Raw genomic sequence first — 20,745 nt, 5'->3', positions numbered from 1 at the left:
CGACCCATCGGTGTTGGTCAGTTCTTGACCGGGACCGCGGCCGGGTGGACCGCCTCGTCCTCGATGTGCCGGGCCATCGCGGCCCGCAGGCCGAACAGCATCTGCGGCACCAGCAGCAGGGCCAGGAAGCCCAGCGGCAGGTACCACTCGCCGGTGGCCTGGTAGAGCCGGCCGATCAGGATCGGGCCGGGGATGGAGATCAGGTAGCCGACGCCCTGGGCGAAGGCGGAGAGCTGGGCCACCCCGCCGGCCGTCCGGGCGCGCAGCCCGATCATGGTCAGCACCAGCGGGAACGCGCAGTTGGAGAGGCCGACCAGGACCGCCCAGGCCCAGGAGGCGGAGGCGGGGGCCAGCGCCAGGCCGGTGTACCCGGCGATGCCGCAGGCGGCGAGCACCACGACGAACAGCCGCTGGTCGCCCCGGCGGGCGGCGAGGTTGGGCAGCACGAAGGAGACCGGCACGCCGATCGCCATGGTGATCGCCAGCAGCACCCCGGAGGCGCTCTCGGAGACGCCGGAGTCCTGGAAGATCTTCGGGAGCCAGCCCATCACCACGTAGGCGCCGGTGGCCTGGAGGCCGAAGAAGCAGGCCATCGCCCAGGCGGTCCGGCTGCGGGTGATCGGCAGCCGGACGGTGGTCGTGCCGCCGGCCCTGTCGCCGCGCTCGCGCCGGGACAGCATGACGGGCAGCCAGAGCAGCAGGGCGAGCGCGCCGAGCGCGGCCCAGACGCCCAGGCCCACCCGCCAGTCGCCGCCGAGCGAGCTGGTCAGCGGCACGGTGACGGCGGCGGCCAGCGCGGTGCCGGCCGACAGCGACATGGAGTAGAGGCCGATCATCGGGCCGACCTTCTCCGGGAAGTACCGCTTGATCACCACGGGGATCAGCACGTTGGAGACCGCCACACCGGCCAGCGCCAGCGCGGTCAGCAGCAGGAAGACCGCCGTGCCGCCGGCGAACGAGCGGGCCAGCACGCCCGCGGTGATCGCGCCCATGCCGGCGGTGATCACCGCGATCGGCCCGGCCTTGCGGGCCATGCCCGGCGCGGCGAAGCCGAACAGGGCGAAGCAGAGCGAGGGGACGGCGGTGAGCAGGCCGGCCAGCGTCGGGTTCATCCCGAGGTCGGCACGGACCTGGTCGAGCAGCGGCCCGAGGCTGGTGACCACGGGGCGGAGGTTGAAGGCGGCGACGGCGATCGCGACGGCGAACAACCAGCCGACGCGCGTGCCACGGGTGGCGGGGGGCCGCTCGGTCTGCGGCCGGGCCTCGGTTCGGGAGGAGGCGGTGGTGTCTGCTGCGGGAGGCATGGGAGCCATCATAGAATGATGGGATGAATTAGCGCATCCTCGAATTGGCATGATGTCCCGACCCACCCGTCGGTCCGGCCCACCCGTCTGCCGCCGGCCCCCGCCGATCCCGAATCCGCAAGGAGTCCCCCGTGGCGCTGTCCTCGCCGAGACGCACCCCGCTGTCCGATCAGGTGATCTCGCAGCTGCGCGCCCAGATCACCTCGGGCGAATGGCCCGTCGGCTCGCGCATCCCGACCGAGGCCGCGCTGGTCGAGCAGCTCGGAGTGGCCCGCAACACCGTCCGCGAGGCCGTCCGCGCCCTCGCCCACAACGGCCTGCTGGACATCCGCCAGGGCTCCGGCACCTACGTCCTGGCCACCAGCGAGCTGGCCGGCGTGATGCACCGCCGCTTCGCCGACGCCGACCTGGCCCAGGTCGCCGAGCTGCGGGTCACCCTGGAGGCCTCGGCGGCCGGGCTGGCCGCCACCCGCCGCACCGAGCGCGACCTCGGCCTGCTGGAGGCCACCCTGGCCCGCCGTGAGGACGCCTGGCGCTCCGGCGACGCCGAGGACTTCGTCCAGGCCGACGCCGCCTTCCACCAGGCCGTCGTCGCCGCCGCCCACAACGACGTGCTCGCCGCCGTCTACGCCGACCTCGGCGAGGTCACCCGGGCCCATCTGCGCCACGACGTCGGCCCCGAGCTGATCGCCGAGCGCTACCTCGGCCACGACCGGATCGTGGACGCCATCCGGGCCGGCGACCCCCACCGCGCCTCGGACGAGGCCGGCCGCGCCATCGGCGCCTGCACCCCGGCCGAGGCCTGACCCGGTCCCGGCTCCCGGGTTCCCGCGCCCGGCAACCCCGGGCCGGACAGCCCCTGGTGAGAGCGGGCCCCGGCCCTGCCGCCCGAAGCGGCGAAGAACGCGACCCGCCCGGTACCCCTTGCGAGGGATACCGGGCGGGTCGGGTGTGGGACCGGGTGCGCCGCCGCCGTCAGGCGCCGATCGCGTGCAGGCCGCCGTCCACGTGGACGATCTCGCCGGTGGTCTTGGGGAACCAGTCGGAGAGCAGGGCCACGACGCCGCGGCCGGCCGGCTCCGGGTCGGTCAGGTCCCACTTCAGCGGGGAACGGCTGTCCCAGGTGGCGGCCAGGTCGCCGAAGCCCGGGATGGACTTGGCGGCCATCGAGCCGATCGGGCCGGCCGAGACCAGGTTCACCCGGATGTTGCGGGAGCCGAGGTCACGGGCCATGTAGCGGGAGGTGGCCTCCAGCGCGGCCTTGGCCGGGCCCATCCAGTCGTACTTCGGCCAGGCGAACTGGGCGTCGAAGGTCAGGCCGACCACCGAGCCGCCGTCCTGCATCAGCGGCAGCAGCGCCGTGGTGAGCGACTTCAGCGAGAACGCCGAGACGTGCATGGCGGTCGCCACGGACTCCCACGGGGTGTTCAGGAAGTTGCCGCCCAGGGCGTCCTGCGGGGCGAAGCCGATCGAGTGGACGATGCCGTCCAGGCTCGGCAGGTGCTCGCGGACCTGGTCGGCGATGCCCGCCAGCTGCTCCTCGCTGGAGACGTCCAGCTCCAGCACCTTGACCGGCTTCGGCAGCTTCTTGGCGATGCGCTCGGTCAGGCTCGGCCGCGGGAACGCGGTGAGGATGATCTCGGCGCCCTGCTCCTGGGCGAGCTTCGCGGTGTGGAAGGCGATGGAGGACTCCATCAGCACACCGGTGATCAGGATCCGCTTGCCCTCAAGGATTCCACTCATGATCAGTGACCCATGCCCAATCCGCCGTCGACGGGAATGACGGCTCCGGTGATGTACGCGGCCTCGTCCGAACCGAGGAACCGCACGGTGGAGGCGACCTCGGCGGGCGCCGCGTAGCGGCCCAGCGGCACGCCCGAGACGATCTCCGCACGGCGCTCGTCGCTGAGCACCGCGGTCATGTCGGTGTCCACGAAGCCGGGGGCGACCACGTTGACGGTGATGTTGCGCGGGCCGAGCTCGCGCGCCAGCGACCGGGCGAACCCGACCAGGCCGGCCTTGGAGGCGGCGTAGTTGGCCTGACCCGGCGAGCCGGAGAGGCCGACCACCGAGGAGATCAGGACAACACGGCCCTTGCGCGCCCGCATCATCAGCTTGGAGGCGCGCTTGACCACCCGGAACGTGCCGGTCAGGTTGGTGTCCAGGACGGAGGTGAAGTCCTCCTCGGACATGCGCAGCAGCAGGGTGTCGTGGGTGATGCCCGCGTTCGCGACCAGCACCTCGACCGCGCCGTGCTTGGCCTCGACCTCGGTGAACGCCGCATCGACCTGCGCGGCGTCGGTGATGTCGCAGCGCACCGCGAGGACCTCGTACTTCTCCAGCGCCTCGGGTACCTCACCCGAGCGGCTGGTGATGGCGACCTTGTCGCCCGCCTCGGCGAAGGCCAGGGCGATCGCGAGGCCGATGCCCCGGTTTCCTCCGGTGACGAGAACCGAGCGGCTCAACGATCCACCTCTCTCCGTTGGATCCGCGTACGGCGAAACGCGCACGCAGTGTGACGGTATCGGTCGGCCCGGGGCGGCGACGAATCGGTCTCCCACAGCGCCTTACCGGCGGAACTGTCGCAATCCGACAATCCGCGTCCGAGGCGGCGGCCGGCCGCCTCCAGGTCGTTGTGCTGCCGTGGTCCCGCCGTTGTCGTGTCCGCTGTCGTATCCGCTGTCCTGATCCGCGGAACGGGAACAACAGGGACGGCCGGGAACAACACGGGCGGGCACGCCCGTTGCCCCGGTGGTGCGGGACAACCCGGGGCCGGCCGTACCGACTTCTGGACGGGCCCCGCCGTGCGGGGCCCGGCGCCCCGGCGACGAACGAAGGCAGAGCACGGATGAGCGAGGCACAGCCCGGTACCACCCGCCGGCGCGGACGACTGCTGGCACTGGCCGTCCTGGCGGCCGGCGCGGGAGCGGCCGCCTGGTCGCTGCGCGACCTGCCGGCGGCGTTCGGGCGGCGACCGGACGGCGACCGCGAGGAGCGGGTGCGCGACTCGCCGCAGTACCGCGACGGGGTCTTCCACAACGCGCCCTCCACGCTGGCCCGGGCCGGGTCCGCCCCCGACTTCGACCGGGACACCGCGCGCCGGATGCTGTTCCAGCGCGAGGGCCGGGTACCCGCCAACCCGGTCCCGACCGTCCGCCCGGCCGACGGGTCGCGCCCGGCCGCCGAGGGCGTGGAGATCACCTGGTACGGACACGCCTCCGCCCTGGTGGAGATCGAGGGCTCCCGGGTCCTGCTCGACCCGGTCTGGAGCGACCGCTGCTCCCCCGCCGCGCACATCGGCCCCAAGCGGCTGCACCCGGTGCCGGTGGAGCTGGAGGAACTGCCGCGGGTCGACGCGGTGCTGATCTCCCACGACCACTACGACCACCTGGACATGGCGACGGTCAAGCGTCTCGTCCGCAGCCAGTCCGCGCCGTTCGCGGTCCCGCTGGGCATCGGCGGCCACCTGCGCCGCTGGGGCGTCCCGGAGCACCGGATCATCGAACTGGACTGGGACGAGACCTGCACCCTCGGCGAACTGGTGCTCACCCTGACCTCCGCCCACCACTTCTCCGGCCGCGGCCTCACCCGCAACACCACCCTCTGGGGTTCCTGGGTGATCGCCGGGCCCACCCGCAAGGTCTTCTACACCGGGGACTCCGGCTACTTCGAGGGCTACGCGAAAATCGGCGACCAGCACGGCCCGTTCGACGCCGCCCTGGTGCAGATCGGCGCGTACGACGCGGCCTGGGCCGACATCCACATGACGCCCGAGGACGCCGTCCGTGCCCACCGCGACCTCGACGCGGGCCTGCTGGTGCCGGTCCACTGGTGCACCTTCAACCTGGGCCTGCACCCGTGGGCCGAGCCGGTCGAGCGGCTGCTCGTCGAGGCCAAGGCGCAGGCCGTCCCGCTGGCGGTGCCGCGCCCCGGCGAGCGGGTGGATGTCGACTGCCCGCCGGAGCTGGACGGCTGGTGGGAGAGCGTCTCCTGACGCACGGCCCGGAAGGTCCCCGCGGCGCCCGCGACCGGCGCGTGTCACCGGGAAAATGAGCTGGCCGAAACCCCATGGACGGGAAATGATTCGGTGCGGGCATCCCTGTGCGGGGTGCCCGCACCGCCATCCCCCCGACCAGGGAGCCCGATTGACTCCGAAGCCCCCGACCAGCAGCGCCGGCGCCCCGCACGGGCGCGCCGTCGACGCGCTGTTCCTCGCCTACCCGCTGCGCACCCTCGCCGACGCGGCGCTCACCCGGGCCCGTGAACTCGGCGCCGCCCACGCCGACTTCCGTCTGGAGCGGGTCCGCAGCGCCTCCTGGCGGCTGCGCGACGCCCGCCCGGCCGGCACCTCCGACAGCGTCCAGCTGGGCTTCGCCGTCCGGGTGCTTCTGGACGGCGCCTGGGGCTTCGCCGCCGGGGTGGACCTCACCCCCGCCGCGGCGGCCGGGGTCGCCGAGCAGGCCGTCGCGGTGGCCCGGCTCTCCGGCGGGATCGGCCGCGCGGCAGGCTCGAAGGAGCTCGTCGAGCTGGCGGACGAACCGGTCCACCCGGACGTCACCTGGGTCTCCTCCTACGAGGTGAACCCCTTCGAGGTGCCGGACGCCGAGAAGACGGCCCTGCTCGCCGACTGGAGCTCCCGGCTGCTCGCCGCCGAGGGCGTCTCGCACGTCCAGGCCACGCTGCTGACGGTCCAGGAGAACAAGTTCTACGCGGACACCGCCGGCACCGTCACCACCCAGCAGCGGATCCGGTTGCACCCCACGGTCCAGGCCACCTCGGTCGACGAGCGCACCGGGGCCTTCGACTCGATGCGCACCCTGGCCCCGCCGGCCGGGCGCGGCTGGGAGTACCTGACGGGCACCGGCTGGGACTGGAACGCCGAGCTGGCCGAACTGCCCGTCCTGCTGGCCGAGAAGATGAAGGCGCCGAGCGTCGAAGCCGGCCGCTACGACCTGGTCGTCGACCCGTCCAACCTCTGGCTGACCATCCACGAGTCGATCGGCCACGCCACCGAACTGGACCGCGCGCTGGGCTACGAGGCCGCCTACGCCGGCACCTCCTTCGCCACCTTCGACCGGCTGGGGTCGCTCCGGTACGGCTCCGAACTGATGCACGTCACCGGCGACCGGACCGCCGAACACGGCCTCTCCACCATCGGCTACGACGACGAGGGCGTCGCCACCCAGTCCTGGGACCTGGTCCGGGACGGCATCCTGGTCGGCTACCAGCTCGACCGGAGCATGGCCAGACTGAAGGGCTTCGAGCGCTCCAACGGCTGCGCCTTCGCCGACTCCCCCGCCCATGTGCCGGTCCAGCGGATGGCCAACGTCTCGCTCCAGCCGGCCGCCGACGGCCCCGACACCCAGGGGCTGTTCGCGGGCGTGGAGAACGGCCTGTACATCGTCGGCGACCGTTCCTGGTCGATCGACATGCAGAGGTACAACTTCCAGTTCACCGGCCAGCGCGCGTACGCCATCAGGGACGGCGAACTCGCCGGCCAGGTCAAGGACTTCGCCTACCAGGCCACCACCACCGACTTCTGGGGCTCGATGGCGGCCGTCGGCGGCCCGCAGACTTACGTGCTCGGCGGCGCCTTCAACTGCGGCAAGGCGCAGCCCGGCCAGATCGCGGCGGTCAGCCACGGCTGCCCCTCGGCGCTGTTCCGCAACGTCAACGTGCTCAACACCCAGCAGGAGGCGGGTCACTGATGACCGCGACGCAACCCCACGAACTCGTCGAGCTGGCGCTCGGCCTCTCCCTCGCCGACGGCTGCGTGGTGATCGCCGACGAGGAGTCCACCGCCAACCTCCGCTGGGCCGGCAACGCGCTGACCACCAACGGCGTCACCCGGGGCCGCCGGCTCACCGTGATCGCCACGGTGGCCGGCGCCGAGGGCACCGCCTCCGGCGTGGTCTCCCGCGAGGCCGTCGCGCCGGACGAGGTGGAGAGCCTGGTCCGGGCCGCCGAGGAGGCCGCCCGCGCGGCCGGCCCGGCCGAGGACGCCCAGCCCCTGGTGGCCGACCGGCCGTCCTCGCCCGGCTTCACCGAACCGCCCGCCGAGACCTCGATCGAGGTGTTCGCGGCCTTCGCGCCCGCCCTCGGCGAGGCCTTCGCCCGGGCCGCCGCCCAGGGCGAGCTGCTGTACGGCTTCGCCCGGCACGAGATGGTCTCCAGCTACCTGGGCACCTCCACCGGCCTGCGGCTGCGCCACGACCAGCCCACCGGCATGGTCGAGCTGAACGCCAAGACCGCCGACCTCTCCGGCTCGGCCTGGGCGGGCGCCGGCACCCGGGACTTCACCGACGTCGACGTCACCGAACTGCACGCCCAGCTGACCAGGCGGCTCGCCTGGGGAGCCCGGAGGATCGACCTGCCGGCCGGCCGGTACGAGACCCTGCTGCCGCCCTCGGCGGTGGCCGACCTGCTGGTGTACATGAGCTGGTCCTCCGGCGGCCGGGACGCGGCCGAGGGCCGGACGGTCTTCTCCCGGCCCGGCGGGGGCACCCGGATCGGCGACAAGCTCGCCGGCCTGCCGCTGACGCTGCGCTCCGACCCGGCCGAACCGGGCCTGGAGACGGCGCCGTTCGTGCTGGCGCACTCCAGCGGCGGGGACTCCTCGGTCTTCGACAACGGCCTGGAGCTCACCGCCACCGAGTGGATCCGCGAGGGCGTGCTGACCGATCTGGTCACCACCCGGCACTCCGCCGCGCTGACCGGCCTGGCGCTGCGGCCGGCCGGGGACAACCTCGTCCTGGAGACCGCCGACCAGGCGTCCGCGCCGACCCTGGACGAGATGATCGCCCGCACCGAGCGCGGCCTGCTGCTCACCTGTCTCTGGTACATCCGCGAGGTGGATCCGGCGACGCTGCTGCTCACCGGCCTCACCCGGGACGGCGTGTACCTGGTGGAGAACGGCGAGGTCGTCGGCGCGGTGAACAACTTCCGGTTCAACGAGTCGCCGGTCGACCTGCTCGGCCGGATCACCGAGGTGGGCCGCACCGAGCGCTGCCTGCCGCGGGAGTGGAGCGACTGGTTCACCCGGGCCGCGATGCCGCCGGTGCGGGTCCCGGATTTCAACATGAGTTCGGTCAGCCAGGCGTCCTAGGGCGCCTGACCACGGGGGAAGGATCGAGAGAGTGGACGAGAAGCGCACGGTCAGGACCAGCAAGATGCTGTCGCGGATCCTGCGGCACGACCCCGGCCGGGTCGGGATCACCCTGGACGCGGCCGGCTGGGTCCGGGTGGACGTCCTGCTCGCCGCGCTGGCGGCGAAGGGGAACCGGCTGACCAGGGCCGAGCTGGACCACGTGGTGGAGACCAACAACAAGCGCCGGTTCGCCTACTCCGAGGACGGTCTCTCGATCCGCGCCAGTCAGGGGCACACGGTGGCGGTCGACCTCGGTCTGACCGCCACCGAGCCGCCGGCGGTGCTGTACCACGGCACCGCCACCCGGAGCCTCGACCCGATATTCCACGAGGGCCTGCGCCCGATGGCCCGGCAGGACGTCCACCTCTCGGCGGACACCGAAACGGCCACCAGGGTCGGCGCCCGGCACGGCCGCCCGGTGGTCCTGACCGTGGACGCGGCGGCGATGGCGGCGGCCGGCCACGAGTTCCGGGTCAGCGCCAACGGCGTCTGGCTCACCGCCGCGGTACCGCCCGAGTACCTCGGCCGGCTCCGCCAGGACGCGCCCCTCCGCCCCGGCCTCGTCGGCGGCCCCGGCGCGGCGTACCGTGAGGAGGCCGCGCGGCGAGACGCGCGGGTGCCTGGACGAGGACGGTAGGACATGGGCAAGAGCGCCGGCGATGGAGAGGTCTACCGGATCACGGGTGCGCGCAGCAGCCTCACCGAGGACGTCCGCGGGCGGCAGCGGCGCTATGTGGCCTCGATGCTGCTGCGCACCGTCTGCGTGCTGCTGGCGGTGGTCCTGTGGGACGTCCAGCGGGTGCTGGCGTTCGTCGCGCTGGCCGGCGCGGTCCTGCTGCCGTACTTCGCGGTGCTGATCGCCAACGCGGGCCGGGAGAAGGCGCCTGGACTGCCGAGCACCTTCGACGTGCCGGCCGGCACCCCGCTGATGCTCGGTCCCGGCGGTCAGGGTGGGGCGGGTGCGACGCATGGTACGCCCGGTGCGAAGGGCGATCCCACCGATTCTTCACAGGACTTGAGCTGACTGCCCGTTTTGCTCTGGTATCCAGCAATTGCCTTAGAGGAAAGCTCAAAAGAAGCTCAGATTAATCATGCAAGACCTCCCCTTAAGCCACCCCTACCGTGACATACTGCGTACGCGCTCCGCATCCCCCGTCGGAGCGACGGACCGACGCCGGGCGGCTCCCCCCGTGGCTGCCCGGCGTCGCCATGCCCGGATCCGGGTGGCGCCCCGCGTGGCGTACGGGCGGCCTCGGGCCGCGAACGGGGGCGTGCCGGGCGCGTGACAGACTGGCGGTACAGACGACCCGCCTACCGCTGAGGACGGCCCCGATGGACTCCCCGCAGACGCAGACGCCGGTCTGCTCCGCCAAGGGCTGCCGGGCGGACGCCCGCTGGGTGCTGGTCTGGAACAACCCCAAGCTGCACACCCCGGACCGCCGCAAGACCTGGCTGGCCTGCGAGGAGCACCGCGAGCACCTGTCCCAGTTCCTCGGTGTGCGCGGCTTCCTCAAGGAGGTCGTCGCCTTCGCCGACTGGACCCCCGAGAGCACCGGGAACACCGGGGACGAGCAGGCCCGGCCCCTTCCGTAGGCGCCCTGGGCCACGCCCTACCCGCCGATCGCCGACATCGGCCGATCGGGCTGGAGGAACTCGGGGTTGTCGATCCCGGCACCGGCCTTCTTGCCCCACATCGCCGCGCGCCACAGCGCCCCGATCTCGGCGTCGTCGGCGCCCGAGCGCAGGGCGGTCCGCAGATCCGTCTCCCCGGTCGCGAACAGGCAGTTGCGCACCTGTCCGTCGGCGGTCAGCCTGGTCCGGTCGCAGGCGCGGCAGAACGGGCGGGTGACGGAGGCGATCACGCCCACCCGGCCGGGGCCGCCGTCCACCAGCCAGCGCTCGGCGGGTGCCGCGCCCCGCCGGACCGAGGGCTCGGGGGTGAGCGCGAAGCGGGCGGCGAGCCGCTCCAGGATCTCCTCGGCGGTGACCATCGACGTGCGGTCCCAGCCGTGCTGCGCGTCCAGCGGCATCTGCTCGATGAACCGCAGCTCGTACCCGCGCTCCAGGCACCAGGCGAGCAGCTCCGGCGCCTCGTGGTCGTTGACCCCGCGCATCAGGACGGCGTTCAGCTTGACCGGCGCCAGCCCGGCGGTCTCGGCGGCGGCCAGCCCGTCCAGGACGTCCTGGTGCCGGTGGCGGCGGGTGAGGGTGTGGAAGGTGTCCGGGTCGAGGGTGTCGAGCGAGACGTTGACCCGGTCCAGCCCGGCGGTGCGCAGCGCCTCGGCGGTCCGGGCGAGGCCTATCCCGTTGGTGGTGAGGGAGAGTTCGGGGCGCGGTTCGAGCTCGGCGCAGGCGGCCACGACGGCGACCAGTCCGGGCCGCAGCAGCGGCTCGCCACCGGTGAAGCGGACCTCCCGGACGCCGAGGTCACGGACGGCGAGGGCGATCAGCCGGACGATCTCCTCGTCGGTGAGCAGGTCGGGCTTGGCCAGCCACTGCAGGCCCTCCTCGGGCATGCAGTAGGTGCAGCGCAGATTGCACCGGTCGGTGAGGGAGACCCTCAGGTCGACGGCGCGGCGGCCGAAGGTGTCGAGCAGCACGGCGGTCCCTTCCGGAGAATGCGGCCGGCCCGGCCACCGTCACGGCGGGGCCGGGCCAGCCTAGTCATCGCCCGGCTGTCAGTGGGCGCCCAGTCCGGTCAGCGACCGAACCTCCAGTTCAGCGTACTTCGCCGGATCGGCGCGTTCCTTCGAGAGGAGGGTGGCGACCCAGCCCGCCAGGAAGCCGACCGGGATGGAGACCAGGCCGGGGTTCTCCAGCGGGAACCAGTGGAAGTCGTGGTTCGGGAAGAGCGAGGTCTTGGCGCCGGAGACGACCGGCGAGAAGAGCACCAGCACCACCGAGGTGACCAGCCCGGCGTAGACCGAGCTGACCGCGCCGGTGGTGGTGAACCGCTTCCAGAACAGCGAGTAGAGCAGGGTGGGCAGGTTGGCCGAGGCGGCCACCGCGAACGCCAGGGCGACCAGCGCGGCGGTGTTGAGCTTGCCCGCGAAGAGACTGAGCACGATCGCGACCGCGCCGATCGCGACGGCGGCCCATTTGGCCGAGCGCACCTCCTCCTTCTCGCTGGCCCGGCCGCGCCGGATGACGTTGGCGTACAGGTCGTGCGCGAAGGAAGCCGAGGAGGCCAGGGTGAGTCCGGCGACCACCGCGAGGATGGTGGCGAACGCGACGGCGGAGATCACCGCCAGCAGGATCGCCCCGCCGGTGGAGCCCGCACCGCCGCCGAGTTGCTCGGCGAGCAGCGGGGCGGCGGTGTTGCCGGAGGACTTGGTGTCCTCGATCGCCTTGTGGCCGACCAGCGCGGCCGCGCCGAAGCCGAGCGCCAGGGTCATCAGGTAGAAGGCGCCGATGATGCCGATCGCCCAGAGCACCGACTTCCGGGCCGCCTTGGCGGTGGGCACCGTGTAGAAGCGGACCAGGATGTGCGGGAGTCCGGCGGTACCGAGCACCAGGGCGATCCCCAGGCTGATGAAGTCGAGCTTGCTGGTACCGGTGGCGCCGTACTTCAGCCCCGGTTCGAGGAAGGCGGCGCCCTTGCCGCTGGCGTCGGCGGCGGCGCCCAGCAGCGCGGAGGGGTTGAAGTGGTACTTGGCGAGGACCAGCACGGTCATCAGCGCGGTGCCCGCGATCAGCAGCACGGCCTTGACGATCTGCACCCAGGTGGTGCCCTTCATCCCCCCTATCACCACGTAGATCACCATCAGTGCGCCGACGGCGACGACGGTCAGGCGCTTGGCGCCGTCCCCGCTGACGCCGAGCAGCAGCGCCACCAGCGTCCCCGCGCCGACCATCTGGGCCAGCAGGTAGAAGATCGACACCACGATGGTGGAGACCCCGGCGGCGGTGCGGACCGGCCGCTGCCGCATCCGGAAGGCGAGTACGTCGGCCATGGTGAAGCGGCCGGAGTTGCGCAGCGGTTCGGCGACCAGCAGCAGGGCGACCAGCCAGGCGACCAGGAAGCCGATCGAGTAGAGGAAGCCGTCGTAACCGGAGAGCGCGATGGCGCCGGCGATGCCGAGGAAGGACGCGGCGGACATGTAGTCGCCGGAGATGGCCAAGCCGTTCTGGAAGCCGGTGAAGCCGCGGCCGCCGGCGTAGAAGTCGGCGGCGTCCTTGGTCTGCCGCCCGGCCCAGACGGTGATGCCGAGGGTGGCCAGCACGAAGAACCCGAAGAGGGTCATCGTCAGGCCGCGGTGCTCGGTGGCGGAGCTGGCGAGCAGGGTCATTCGGCGGCCTCCCGGGGGGCGTGGACCACGGCGCCCTGGGCTTCGCGGATCGCGGCGGCGGGCGGGTCGAGCCGCCGGTCCGCGTAGCGCGCGTACCAGGCCGCGATGGCGAAGGTGGTGACGAACTGCAGCAGCCCCAGCACCAGGGCGACGTTGATGTGCCCGACGACCCTGGTGCCCATCAGGCCGGGCGCGTAGCTGGAGAGCAGGATGTAGAGCAGGTACCAGAGGACGAATCCGATGGTGACGGGGAACGCGAAGCTCCGGAACGAGTGCCGCAGGGCACGGAACTCCCTGCTCTCATCGATGAGTTGGACTTCCGTAGGGACAGTGGTGATCGACGGCGATTCCACTCTGACTCCTCACTCCTTCGGCGTGGCGGTCGCACAGGTGGAACGAGCGGACGTGAGCGGAGTCACAGTCCGGCTGCGCGCCGCGCAATGCTAGGAGGGTCGCACCCGCCCCGGAAGGGTTTGACCGTGTTCAGCCGACCATTCACCCCCTCGTGCTGCCCAATTGGCCGAAAACCATCACTTCCGGGCATGCGAAAGGGCGGCACCGGCCTGCGGTGCCGCCCCTGGTGACGCCGGATCAGAAGGCGATCCGCACCTTGAGGGCGGAGCGGTCGTCCATCGCCCGGTAGCCGTCCGGGACGCCGTCCAGGTCCACCGTGCGGTCGAAGACCAGCCCTGGCTCGATGGCGCCGGAGAGAACGTCGGGCAGCAGCTCGGGGATGTAGGCGCGGGCGGGGGCGACACCGCCGTTGAGCGAAACGTTTCGGCCGAACATCTGACCGATGTCCACGCCCGCGCTGCCGCCGTGCGGCACACCGACGTAGCCGACCGCGCCGCCGTCCCGGGCGATCGAGACCGCGGTGCGCATCGACTCCTCGGTGCCGACGGCCTCCAGCACGGCGTGCGCGCCCTGGCCGCCGGTCAGCTCCTTGACCGCCTCGATCCCCGCCTCGCCGCGCTCGGCCACCACATCGGTCGCGCCGAAACGGCGGGCCAGGTCGGTCCGGGCGGTGTGCCGGCCGAGCGCGATGATCCGGCCCGCACCGAGCCGGCGCGCGGCCAGCACGCCGCACAGGCCCACCGCACCGTCGCCGACCACCGCGACGGTGGACCCCGGCCGCACCCTGGCCGAGACCGCCGCGTGGTGCCCGGTGGCCATCACGTCGGAGAGGGCGAGCAGGTTGGGCAGCAGCTTCTCGTCCGCCGCCGCCTCCCTGGGCAGCCCCACCAGCGTGCCGTCGGCGTACGGGACGCGCACCGCCTCGCCCTGACCGCCGTCCGAGCCGACCTGGCCCCAGAAGCCGCCGTGCGGACAGGAGGTCTGCAGACCCTCGCGGCAGAACTCGCAGGTGCCGTCCGACCAGACGAACGGGGCCACCACGAGGTCGCCCGGCCTGAAGCCGCGCACCTCGGACCCGGCGTCCTCGACCACGCCGAGGAACTCGTGCCCGATCCGCTGCCCGGCCGTCCGCGCGGCCACACCCCGGTACGCCCACAGGTCGCTGCCGCAGATGCAGGCGTTCACCACCCGGAGGACGACATCGGTGGGCTGCTGGATCACCGGGTCCGGTACGTCCTCGATCCGGATGTCGTTGGGGCCGTGGATCACGGTGGCGCGCATGAGGGTTCGTCCTTCGCAGAGGCCGTCGCCGGGGGTGGCGAACGACCGGGAGATATTCGACCGGATGTACGACGAATACGTCGACCACTCTATTCCGGCCCGTCCGCCACCTCATTTCGACCGGCCCCGGCCCGGACGGCGCTTATTCTGTTTGACCATGCATGCGATCCAGCCCGAGACGTACGGCGCGCCGCGGACCGTCCCCGTCCCCGCCCAGCGCTCCGCCGCCCCCACCGAGGGCTTCGCGGTGGTCGACGTCGAGACCACCGGCCTCGGCCGCTCGGACCGTGTCATCTCGGCGGGCGTCTACCAGCTGGACCCCGACGGCGAGGTCACCGACCACTGGTACACCCTGGTCAACCCCGAGCGGGACCCGGGACCGGTCTGGATCCACGGCCTGACCGACGAGCTGCTCGCGGACGCCCCGACCTTCCCGCAGATCGCCGGGGCACTCGCCGAGCGGCTGCGCGGCCGGGTGCTGGTCGCCCACAACGCGCTCTTCGACTGGAACATGATCTCCCGCGAGTTCTCCCGGGCCGGCCTGCACGCCCCGGTGGACCAGCGGCTCTGCACCATGGTCCTCTCCCGCGACCTGCGGCTCCCGCTGCCCAACGGCAAACTGTCCTCGCTCGCCGCCTACTTCGGTGTCCAGCAGCGCCAGGCGCACAACGCCCTGGACGACGCCCGGGTGCTCGCCGAGGCCTTCCGCCCCAGCCTGCACCTGGCCCGCCAGGGGGGCGTCCCGCTGCCGCTGCAGGCCTGCGTGGCCGTCACCGACCTCGGCGAGGACGAGCCCGCGGCGCCCGGCCGCGCCTCCTGGACCGGCTCCTCGTACCGCCAGGCCAGGAAGCGCCCGCCGTGCCCGTACCCCAACCCGGGGCGCTGGGAGGACGGCAAGCCGCTGGTGCAGGGCATGCGGGTGGCGATCACCGGCGACACCGCCACCGACCGCGAGCTGCTGGAGGACCGCGCGGTGGAGGCCGGCCTGCACATCGCCACCTCGGTGAGCCGGCTCACCAGCCTGCTGGTCACCAACGAGCCCGGCAGCTGGAGCGGCAAGGCCCGCAGGGCCCGCGAGGTCGGCACCCCGGTGGTCACCGAGGACGCCTTCCTCCAGTTGCTGCGCGAGGTCGCTCCGCACCCCGGTGCGTGATCGCGCCGTGAGGTGGGCGTACCGTGCCCGTGTGTACCGTTTTCTGCTCTCCCGGCGCTGGCTGATCACCTTGCTGATCGCCCTGCTCCTGATCCCCACCACGATCAGGCTGGGGTTCTGGCAGCTGCACCGCCACGAGGCGCGGGTGGACCGCAACGAGCTGATCACCCAGGCCCTCACCGACCGGCCGGTCCCGTTCGACACCCTGTCGGCGACGCCCGGTTTCACGGTGCCCAAGGACCTGACGTGGCGCGCGGTGACGGCCACCGGGCAGTACGACCCGGCGCACGAGTTCGTGGTCCGCAAGCGGACCGACTCCAGCGGGGACAAGATCGGTTACTTCGTGATCACCCCGCTGGCGCTCGCCGACGGCAAGGGCACCGTCCTGGTCAACCGCGGCTGGGTGCCGTCCGGCGACTCCGCCACCGCCTACCCGCCGGTGCCGGCCGCGCCGGCCGGCGAGGTCGCCCTCACCGGCCGGCTGCGTGCCGACGAGACCGCGGCCGGCAGCGGTATCCGCGACCGGGCCGGCCTGCCCGACCGGCAGTTCAACCTGATCAGCACCGAGCAGCAGGCCAAGGAGACCGGTGCCACCCTCCTCGGCGGTTACCTGGAGCTCACCGACACCGCCCCGGCCCCCGGCGACCAGCCCCAGCTGCTGCCCGAGCCCAACCACTCCGACATCGGCCCGCACATGGCGTACGCGATCCAGTGGTGGCTGTTCACCGCGATGATCCCGGTCGGCCTCTGGGTGATCGTCCGCCGCGAGGCCAGGGATCGCGCCAAGGAGGCCGCCGAGGCCGAGGTGCCGCCGGTGGCCGTACCGGCCTGACCTCCGGCGGCCCCGCCGGAGCCCGCTCAGAGCACGTCGTCCAGCTCCCGCAGCAGCCGGGTCTTGGCCCGGGCACCGACCACGGACTTCACCGGCTGCCCGTCCCGGAACACCATCAGCGTCGGCATCGACAGCACCCCGTACGCCGCCTGCGTCTGCGGATTGCTGTCCACGTCCAGCTGGACCACGGTCATCCGGTGCCCCTCCTCGCGGGCCAGGTCGGCCAGCACCGGCGCCATCATCCGGCACGGCGGGCACCAGTCCGCCGTGAAGTCCACCAGCACCGGCCCCTCGGCCGCCAGCACCTCGGCCGCGAACGTCTCGTCCGTGACCGCCGGCACCCCTGTGATCTGCACCATCGTCTACGTCTCCTTCCAATCGGTCGCCAACTCGCAGAGCGGCGCCTGCCCGGCCCCGGCCGCCAGCTCGTCCCGGGCGAGCTCCGCCCGGGAGAACTGCTCGGCCACCTGCGCACGGACCTCCTGGAGCCGGGCGATGCACTCGTCCAGCTCGGCCAGCTTGCGCCGGTAGACCTCCAGCGAGGCCGGGCAGGAGTCCCCCTCCGGGTGACCGGCCTGCAGGCACTCCACGAACGGCCGGGTCTCCTCCAGCCCGAAGCCGAAGTCCTGGAGGGTGCGGATCTGCCGGAGCAGCCGCAGATCGTCCTCGCCGTAGGCGCGGTAGCCGTTGCCGGCCCGCCGGGCGGGCAACAGCCCGAGCTGCTCGTAGTACCGCAGGGCCCGGGTGGTCGTCCCCGCCCGCCTCGCCAGCTCGCCGATCCGCATGACCGCACCGCTCCTTCCGGCCGCCGTCCGAACGCCGCCGTCCGGACGCCGCCGTGAACGACGGTAGACCTTGACGCCGACGTCAAGGCCAGCCCCCGGGGCACTCCCCCGGAACCCCGGCCCGGCGGGCCCCTACCCGCCCGCTGCCGCCACCCGGCAGGATGGGGGCATGGATCTTGGACTGAAGGACAGGGTGTACGTGGTCACCGGCGCCACCCGGGGCCTCGGCCTCGCGGCCGCCCGGGAGCTGGCCGCCGACGGTGCCCGGGTGCTGGTCAGCGGCCGGGGCAAGGAGTCGGTGGCGGCGGCAGTCGCCGAACTGGACGCGCTCGGCGGCCGGGGGGCCGCACACGGCCTGGTGGCCGACAACGCCGACCCGGCCACCGCCGCCCGGCTGGTGACGGAGGCCGCCGAGCACTTCGGCCGGCTGGACGGCGTACTGATCAGCGTCGGCGGCCCGCAGGCCGGCCCGGTCTCCACCGCCGCCGAGGAGGCCTGGCGCGACGCCTTCGAGTCGCTCTTCCTCGGCGCCCTGCGGATCGCCCGGGCGGCGGCCGACGCACTCGGCGCGGGCGGTGTGATCGGCTTCGTGCTCTCCAGCTCGGTCCGCCAGCCCATCCCCGGCCTCGGCATCTCCAACGGCCTGCGCCCCGGCCTGGCGATGGCCGCCAAGTCGCTCGCCGACGAGCTGGGGCCGCGCGGCATCCGGGTGGTCGGCCTGCTCCCGGCCCGGATCGACACCGACCGGGTCCGCGAACTCGACGCCCTCGGCGGCGACCCCGAGGCCGCCCGCACCCACCACAGCGCCGCCATCCCGCTCGGCCGGTACGGCACCCCGGAGGAGTTCGGCAAGGTCGCCGCCTTCCTGCTCTCCCCCGCCGCGTCCTACCTGACCGGCGTCATGGTCCCGGTCGACGGCGGCGCCCTGCGCGGCCTCTGACGTGACCGAAAGGGGGGCGGCCCACGCCACCCCCTCCGGTCACCGGACCCGCGGCTGTCTGCGCCGGCCTCGGCGGCGCGGCTCGGTGTGCTTCGCCCGCAGCACCCGGACACGGAGGTCGGCCCGCAGCGCGGTCAGCCCGAGGCTGGCCGCGGCGTCGGCGCGCGGACCGGTGTCGAAGTGCTCGACCAGCGCCGCCGGGTCCCCGCCCGGGGTCAGCCGGACGGCGCCGCGCAGCCGCGGCCCACCCGGCGCACGCACCAGCCGGACGCCTGCCCGCTCGACCTCGGGGAGCACCACCGTGCCCGTCTCCAGCGCGTCCTCCAGCGCGTGGGTCCGCAGCCGCAGCCGCAGCCCGGGCGCGCCGGGCGTGGGGACGTCGATGCTCGCCGGGCCGCTGCGCCGCAGCTGGGCGAAGAGCCACCAGATCATGCCGGCCACCAGGACGGTCAGTCCGCCGATCACGGCGGGCCACCACCAGGAGGCGTCCACCCAGCGGGTCCGGGTGCGGACGCTGACCACCGGCTGGTCCGGCGAGGTGAGCGGCCACCACGACGGCGGATCCACCCCGAGCCGCCCGTACAGGTCGAGCCCGCCGGCCAGCACCAGCACCCCGACCGCCAGCAGCACCACCCCGGCCACTCCCAGCAGCACCCGGTTCACGGTGGACCGGCTCATCCGTCGGCTCCTCTCTCCGCCCGTACGCCGCTCATCCGCCCGCTCCGCGCGTTCCGGACCCCGGACGGTCCGCCCGGACGTCGAGCCGCAGCGGCCGGGCCAGGGTCACCCGCGCCAGCTCCTCCCGCAGCCGGGCCTGGACGAAGGCCGGATCGGCGGGACCCACCAGGGTGACCCGGACCCGGCGGCGGTTGATCCGGATCACGATGTGCTCGACGCCCGGCAGCCCGGCGGCGCGGTCGGCCAGCAGATGGCCCACCCCGGCGCGGTCGATGGCGGCGGCGGTCTCACCGTGCGGCCGCAGTGCGAGCCAGCGGCGCAGGCCGGGCGCGAAGGCGAGCCAGAGCAGCCGACCGCCGAGCAGGGCGGCGGCTCCGGCACCGATCAGCACCCAGAGGTCGTCCAGGTGCCGGGTGGCCAGCTCGTCGGCGGTCTCGGCGCGCCACCGGAGGACGGGGTGCCCGGTGCGGACGGCGACCACGTCGTAGAGCAGCGCCCCGGCGATCACCAGGACACCGGTGGCGACCAGCACGGCGGCGGCCGTCCGCGCGGACCGCGGCCGGGGCACCCGGGCCGCGACGGTCCGTGGCTCGCTCGGCGCCCCGGTGGGCGGCTCGGTGGGCGGCTCGGTGGGCGGCTCGGTGGGCGGCTCGGTGGGCGGGCCCGGCTCGGCCGCCCCCTCCGACGGTGTCCCGGGCGTCTGCTCGGTCATGCGCGGCCCCCGGTCACCAGCCGCTCGACGACCACCACCACCCCGGCCACCCTGGTCCCGGTCAGCCCGCCGACCTGCGCGGCGATCCGCTCGCGCACGGCCCGGGCGAGCGCCGCCAGGTCGGCGGGGAAGGGCAGTTCGACGGCGACCCGGACGGTGACGGTGCTGCCCGGCGTGGAGACGGACACCCTGGGCGGCCTGCCCCGCTCCGCCCGGCCGTGCCACGCCTCGGTGAGCGCCTCGCGAGCGGCCCGGGCGGCGATCCGGGCGTAGACGCGGTCGGCGACCCGCAGCCGGCCCCGGGCGCCGGGGTCACGGGGGGAGGTGGTGGCGAGGGCCGCCATCAGCGGCGCCGGTCGCGGCCGCGCAGCAGGTCGCCCAGGTCACCGAGCTCTATGTCGCCCTCCAGCAGTCGCCCGACCACGAAGCCGACCAGCCCGAGCGCGGCCACCAGCAGGAAGGCCGCGAACCCGCCGAAATATCCGGCGAAGCCCAGGGCCATACCCACCACCAGGCCGACGATGGCCAGGTTCATCCGCTCCTCCTCGTCCTCCGCCGCCGGCCGGGTCCGGCCGGTCGGGCTACTTCAGCTTGGGCCGCTGGCCGGAGGAGAGGGTCTCCTCTTCCTCCTCCTCGACGTCCGGTTCGTCGGGGAGATGGACGTCGTTGACGGCGATGTTGACCTCGACGACTTCGAGGCCGGTCATCCGCTCGACCGAGTCGATGATGTTCTCCCGTACCTGGCGGGCCAGTTCGGGGATGACCACGCCGTACTCGACGACCAGGGCGATGTCGATGGCGGTCTGCTTCTCGCCGACCTCGGCCTTGATGCCGCGTCCGATGCTGGACTTGCCGCCCGGCACCCGGTCGCGCATCGCACCGAAGGTGCGGGAGAGACCCGAGCCGAGGGCGTGGATGCCGGAGACCTCGCGGGCGGCCATACCGGCGATCTTCTCCACCACGCCGACGGCCAGCGCGGTGCGTCCGCGCTCGCTCGCCGACCTCTTCCCCTCGGCGAGCGAGGAGGACGAGGAGGACGAGGCCGAGGAGGCGGCGGCGGAGGGGTTCTTGTGCAGCGTGGCGGGCGTCGGAGTGTCAGGCATGAGCGCTTCTCCCGTCGTACGGCCATAGCTATATCCCGAATCACTCCAACTCTGGCATTTCGCCACGATTCCCGCCCCCGGAACGGCGGCCGGCCGGCCCGGGGAACGCCGAGGGCCCGGCCCCCCGGGATCGCCCCCGGAGCCGGGCCCTGTCCGCTCGGTGGGCG

Annotated in this window: 24 protein-coding genes; 10 read left to right on the top strand and 14 right to left on the bottom strand. The window is 73.4% G+C overall.

Translation table 11 applies throughout. From position 1 onward, the window contains the following. Positions 1-17: 17 nt before the first annotated feature. Entirely contained in the window at positions 18-1,304 is a 1,287-nt protein-coding gene (locus ACIP82_RS17005) for an MFS transporter (protein WP_400654021.1), read from the bottom strand. Between the two features lie 131 nt (positions 1,305-1,435). On the opposite strand from ACIP82_RS17005, the gene ACIP82_RS17000 reads away from it, so the two are divergent. Further along, a complete protein-coding gene (locus ACIP82_RS17000) occupies positions 1,436-2,110 on the top strand; it encodes a FadR/GntR family transcriptional regulator (RefSeq protein ID WP_363607929.1) in 675 nt (224 codons plus the stop codon). A gap of 169 nt (positions 2,111-2,279) precedes the next feature. Here the strand turns inward: ACIP82_RS17000 and fabI are convergent, their stop codons facing one another. Beyond that, positions 2,280-3,047, bottom strand: a complete 768-nt coding sequence (fabI, locus tag ACIP82_RS16995; protein WP_363607930.1) for an enoyl-ACP reductase FabI — start codon at positions 3,045-3,047, stop codon at positions 2,280-2,282. Between the two features lie 2 nt (positions 3,048-3,049). Continuing rightward, a complete protein-coding gene (fabG, locus tag ACIP82_RS16990) occupies positions 3,050-3,769 on the bottom strand; it encodes a 3-oxoacyl-[acyl-carrier-protein] reductase (RefSeq protein ID WP_363607931.1) in 720 nt (239 codons plus the stop codon). A 383-nt stretch (positions 3,770-4,152) separates the two neighbouring features. Between fabG and ACIP82_RS16985 the strand changes: the two genes are divergently transcribed. The 6 genes from ACIP82_RS16985 (at position 4,153) to ACIP82_RS16960 (ending at position 10,044) form a co-directional block, all read left to right on the top strand. Continuing rightward, complete coding sequence (locus tag ACIP82_RS16985) at positions 4,153-5,298, top strand: MBL fold metallo-hydrolase (RefSeq protein ID WP_363607932.1); 1,146 nt, start codon at positions 4,153-4,155, stop codon at positions 5,296-5,298. A 151-nt stretch (positions 5,299-5,449) separates the two neighbouring features. Continuing rightward, a complete protein-coding gene (locus ACIP82_RS16980; RefSeq protein WP_400654018.1) occupies positions 5,450-7,012 on the top strand; it encodes a TldD/PmbA family protein in 1,563 nt (520 codons plus the stop codon). Continuing rightward, a complete protein-coding gene (locus ACIP82_RS16975) occupies positions 7,012-8,409 on the top strand; it encodes a metallopeptidase TldD-related protein (RefSeq protein ID WP_363607934.1) in 1,398 nt (465 codons plus the stop codon). Before ACIP82_RS16980 ends, ACIP82_RS16975 begins: the two co-directional genes overlap by 1 nt. Before the next feature lie 31 nt (positions 8,410-8,440). Continuing rightward, positions 8,441-9,088 (top strand): RNA 2'-phosphotransferase, encoded by a 648-nt coding sequence (locus ACIP82_RS16970; protein WP_363607935.1) that lies wholly within the window; start codon positions 8,441-8,443, stop codon positions 9,086-9,088. Positions 9,089-9,091: 3 nt separating this feature from the next. Beyond that, positions 9,092-9,475 carry a DUF3099 domain-containing protein gene (locus ACIP82_RS16965; RefSeq protein ID WP_363607936.1) on the top strand — a complete coding sequence of 128 codons (384 nt, stop codon included), beginning with the start codon at positions 9,092-9,094 and terminating at the stop codon, positions 9,473-9,475. A gap of 308 nt (positions 9,476-9,783) precedes the next feature. Beyond that, positions 9,784-10,044 carry a hypothetical protein gene (locus ACIP82_RS16960; protein ID WP_363607937.1) on the top strand — a complete coding sequence of 87 codons (261 nt, stop codon included), beginning with the start codon at positions 9,784-9,786 and terminating at the stop codon, positions 10,042-10,044. A 17-nt stretch (positions 10,045-10,061) separates the two neighbouring features. Here ACIP82_RS16960 and moaA read toward each other — a convergent pair whose 3' ends face one another. The 4 genes from moaA to ACIP82_RS16940 form a co-directional block, all read right to left on the bottom strand. Next, positions 10,062-11,051: a GTP 3',8-cyclase MoaA gene (gene moaA, locus ACIP82_RS16955; RefSeq protein ID WP_363607938.1), complete on the bottom strand. Its 990-nt coding sequence runs from the start codon at positions 11,049-11,051 to the stop codon at positions 10,062-10,064. Positions 11,052-11,129: 78 nt separating this feature from the next. Then, entirely contained in the window at positions 11,130-12,740 is a 1,611-nt protein-coding gene (locus ACIP82_RS16950) for a cation acetate symporter (protein WP_363607939.1), read from the bottom strand. Beyond that, positions 12,737-13,093: a DUF485 domain-containing protein gene (locus tag ACIP82_RS16945; protein ID WP_400654014.1), complete on the bottom strand. Its 357-nt coding sequence runs from the start codon at positions 13,091-13,093 to the stop codon at positions 12,737-12,739. The genes ACIP82_RS16950 and ACIP82_RS16945 overlap by 4 nt, the downstream gene beginning before the upstream one ends. 238 nt (positions 13,094-13,331) lie before the next feature. Beyond that, on the bottom strand, positions 13,332-14,375 hold the full coding sequence (locus ACIP82_RS16940) for a zinc-dependent alcohol dehydrogenase family protein (protein ID WP_363607941.1): 1,044 nt from the start codon (positions 14,373-14,375) through the stop codon (positions 13,332-13,334). A gap of 157 nt (positions 14,376-14,532) precedes the next feature. On the opposite strand from ACIP82_RS16940, the gene ACIP82_RS16935 reads away from it, so the two are divergent. Then, entirely contained in the window at positions 14,533-15,528 is a 996-nt protein-coding gene (locus ACIP82_RS16935; RefSeq protein WP_363607942.1) for a DEDDh family exonuclease, read from the top strand. Positions 15,529-15,559: 31 nt separating this feature from the next. Then, positions 15,560-16,360 (top strand): SURF1 family protein, encoded by an 801-nt coding sequence (locus ACIP82_RS16930; protein ID WP_400654012.1) that lies wholly within the window; start codon positions 15,560-15,562, stop codon positions 16,358-16,360. Between the two features lie 26 nt (positions 16,361-16,386). Here the strand turns inward: ACIP82_RS16930 and trxA are convergent, their stop codons facing one another. Continuing rightward, complete coding sequence (gene trxA / locus ACIP82_RS16925) at positions 16,387-16,719, bottom strand: thioredoxin (RefSeq protein ID WP_363607944.1); 333 nt, start codon at positions 16,717-16,719, stop codon at positions 16,387-16,389. 3 nt (positions 16,720-16,722) lie between these two features. Continuing rightward, positions 16,723-17,145: a MerR family transcriptional regulator gene (locus ACIP82_RS16920; protein ID WP_363607945.1), complete on the bottom strand. Its 423-nt coding sequence runs from the start codon at positions 17,143-17,145 to the stop codon at positions 16,723-16,725. 169 nt (positions 17,146-17,314) lie between these two features. Between ACIP82_RS16920 and ACIP82_RS16915 the strand changes: the two genes are divergently transcribed. Further along, positions 17,315-18,085, top strand: a complete 771-nt coding sequence (locus ACIP82_RS16915; RefSeq protein ID WP_363607946.1) for an SDR family oxidoreductase — start codon at positions 17,315-17,317, stop codon at positions 18,083-18,085. A 39-nt stretch (positions 18,086-18,124) separates the two neighbouring features. On the opposite strand, the gene ACIP82_RS16910 is transcribed toward ACIP82_RS16915, so the two are convergent. Genes ACIP82_RS16910 through ACIP82_RS16890 form a run of 5 tightly spaced genes read right to left on the bottom strand, consistent with a single transcriptional unit; the run spans position 18,125 to position 20,578 of the window. Then, on the bottom strand, positions 18,125-18,763 hold the full coding sequence (locus ACIP82_RS16910; protein WP_363607947.1) for an alkaline shock response membrane anchor protein AmaP: 639 nt from the start codon (positions 18,761-18,763) through the stop codon (positions 18,125-18,127). A gap of 31 nt (positions 18,764-18,794) precedes the next feature. Further along, positions 18,795-19,475: a DUF6286 domain-containing protein gene (locus ACIP82_RS16905; RefSeq protein ID WP_400654009.1), complete on the bottom strand. Its 681-nt coding sequence runs from the start codon at positions 19,473-19,475 to the stop codon at positions 18,795-18,797. Then, the gene (locus tag ACIP82_RS16900; protein ID WP_363607949.1) at positions 19,472-19,819 is read right to left on the bottom strand and encodes a hypothetical protein; all 348 of its coding nucleotides are present in this window, start codon (positions 19,817-19,819) and stop codon (positions 19,472-19,474) included. The genes ACIP82_RS16905 and ACIP82_RS16900 overlap by 4 nt, the downstream gene beginning before the upstream one ends. After that, on the bottom strand, positions 19,819-20,010 hold the full coding sequence (locus ACIP82_RS16895; RefSeq protein ID WP_196951007.1) for a hypothetical protein: 192 nt from the start codon (positions 20,008-20,010) through the stop codon (positions 19,819-19,821). The genes ACIP82_RS16900 and ACIP82_RS16895 overlap by 1 nt, the downstream gene beginning before the upstream one ends. A 46-nt stretch (positions 20,011-20,056) precedes the next feature. Next, positions 20,057-20,578 carry an Asp23/Gls24 family envelope stress response protein gene (locus ACIP82_RS16890; protein ID WP_363607950.1) on the bottom strand — a complete coding sequence of 174 codons (522 nt, stop codon included), beginning with the start codon at positions 20,576-20,578 and terminating at the stop codon, positions 20,057-20,059. Positions 20,579-20,745: the final 167 nt, after the last annotated feature.

The organism is Kitasatospora sp. NPDC088548, assembly GCF_044753005.1.
Taxonomy (GTDB): domain Bacteria; phylum Actinomycetota; class Actinomycetes; order Streptomycetales; family Streptomycetaceae; genus Kitasatospora.
The sequence above is the reverse complement of the archived record's forward strand: the minus strand, read 5'-3'. Positions and strand labels throughout refer to the sequence as shown.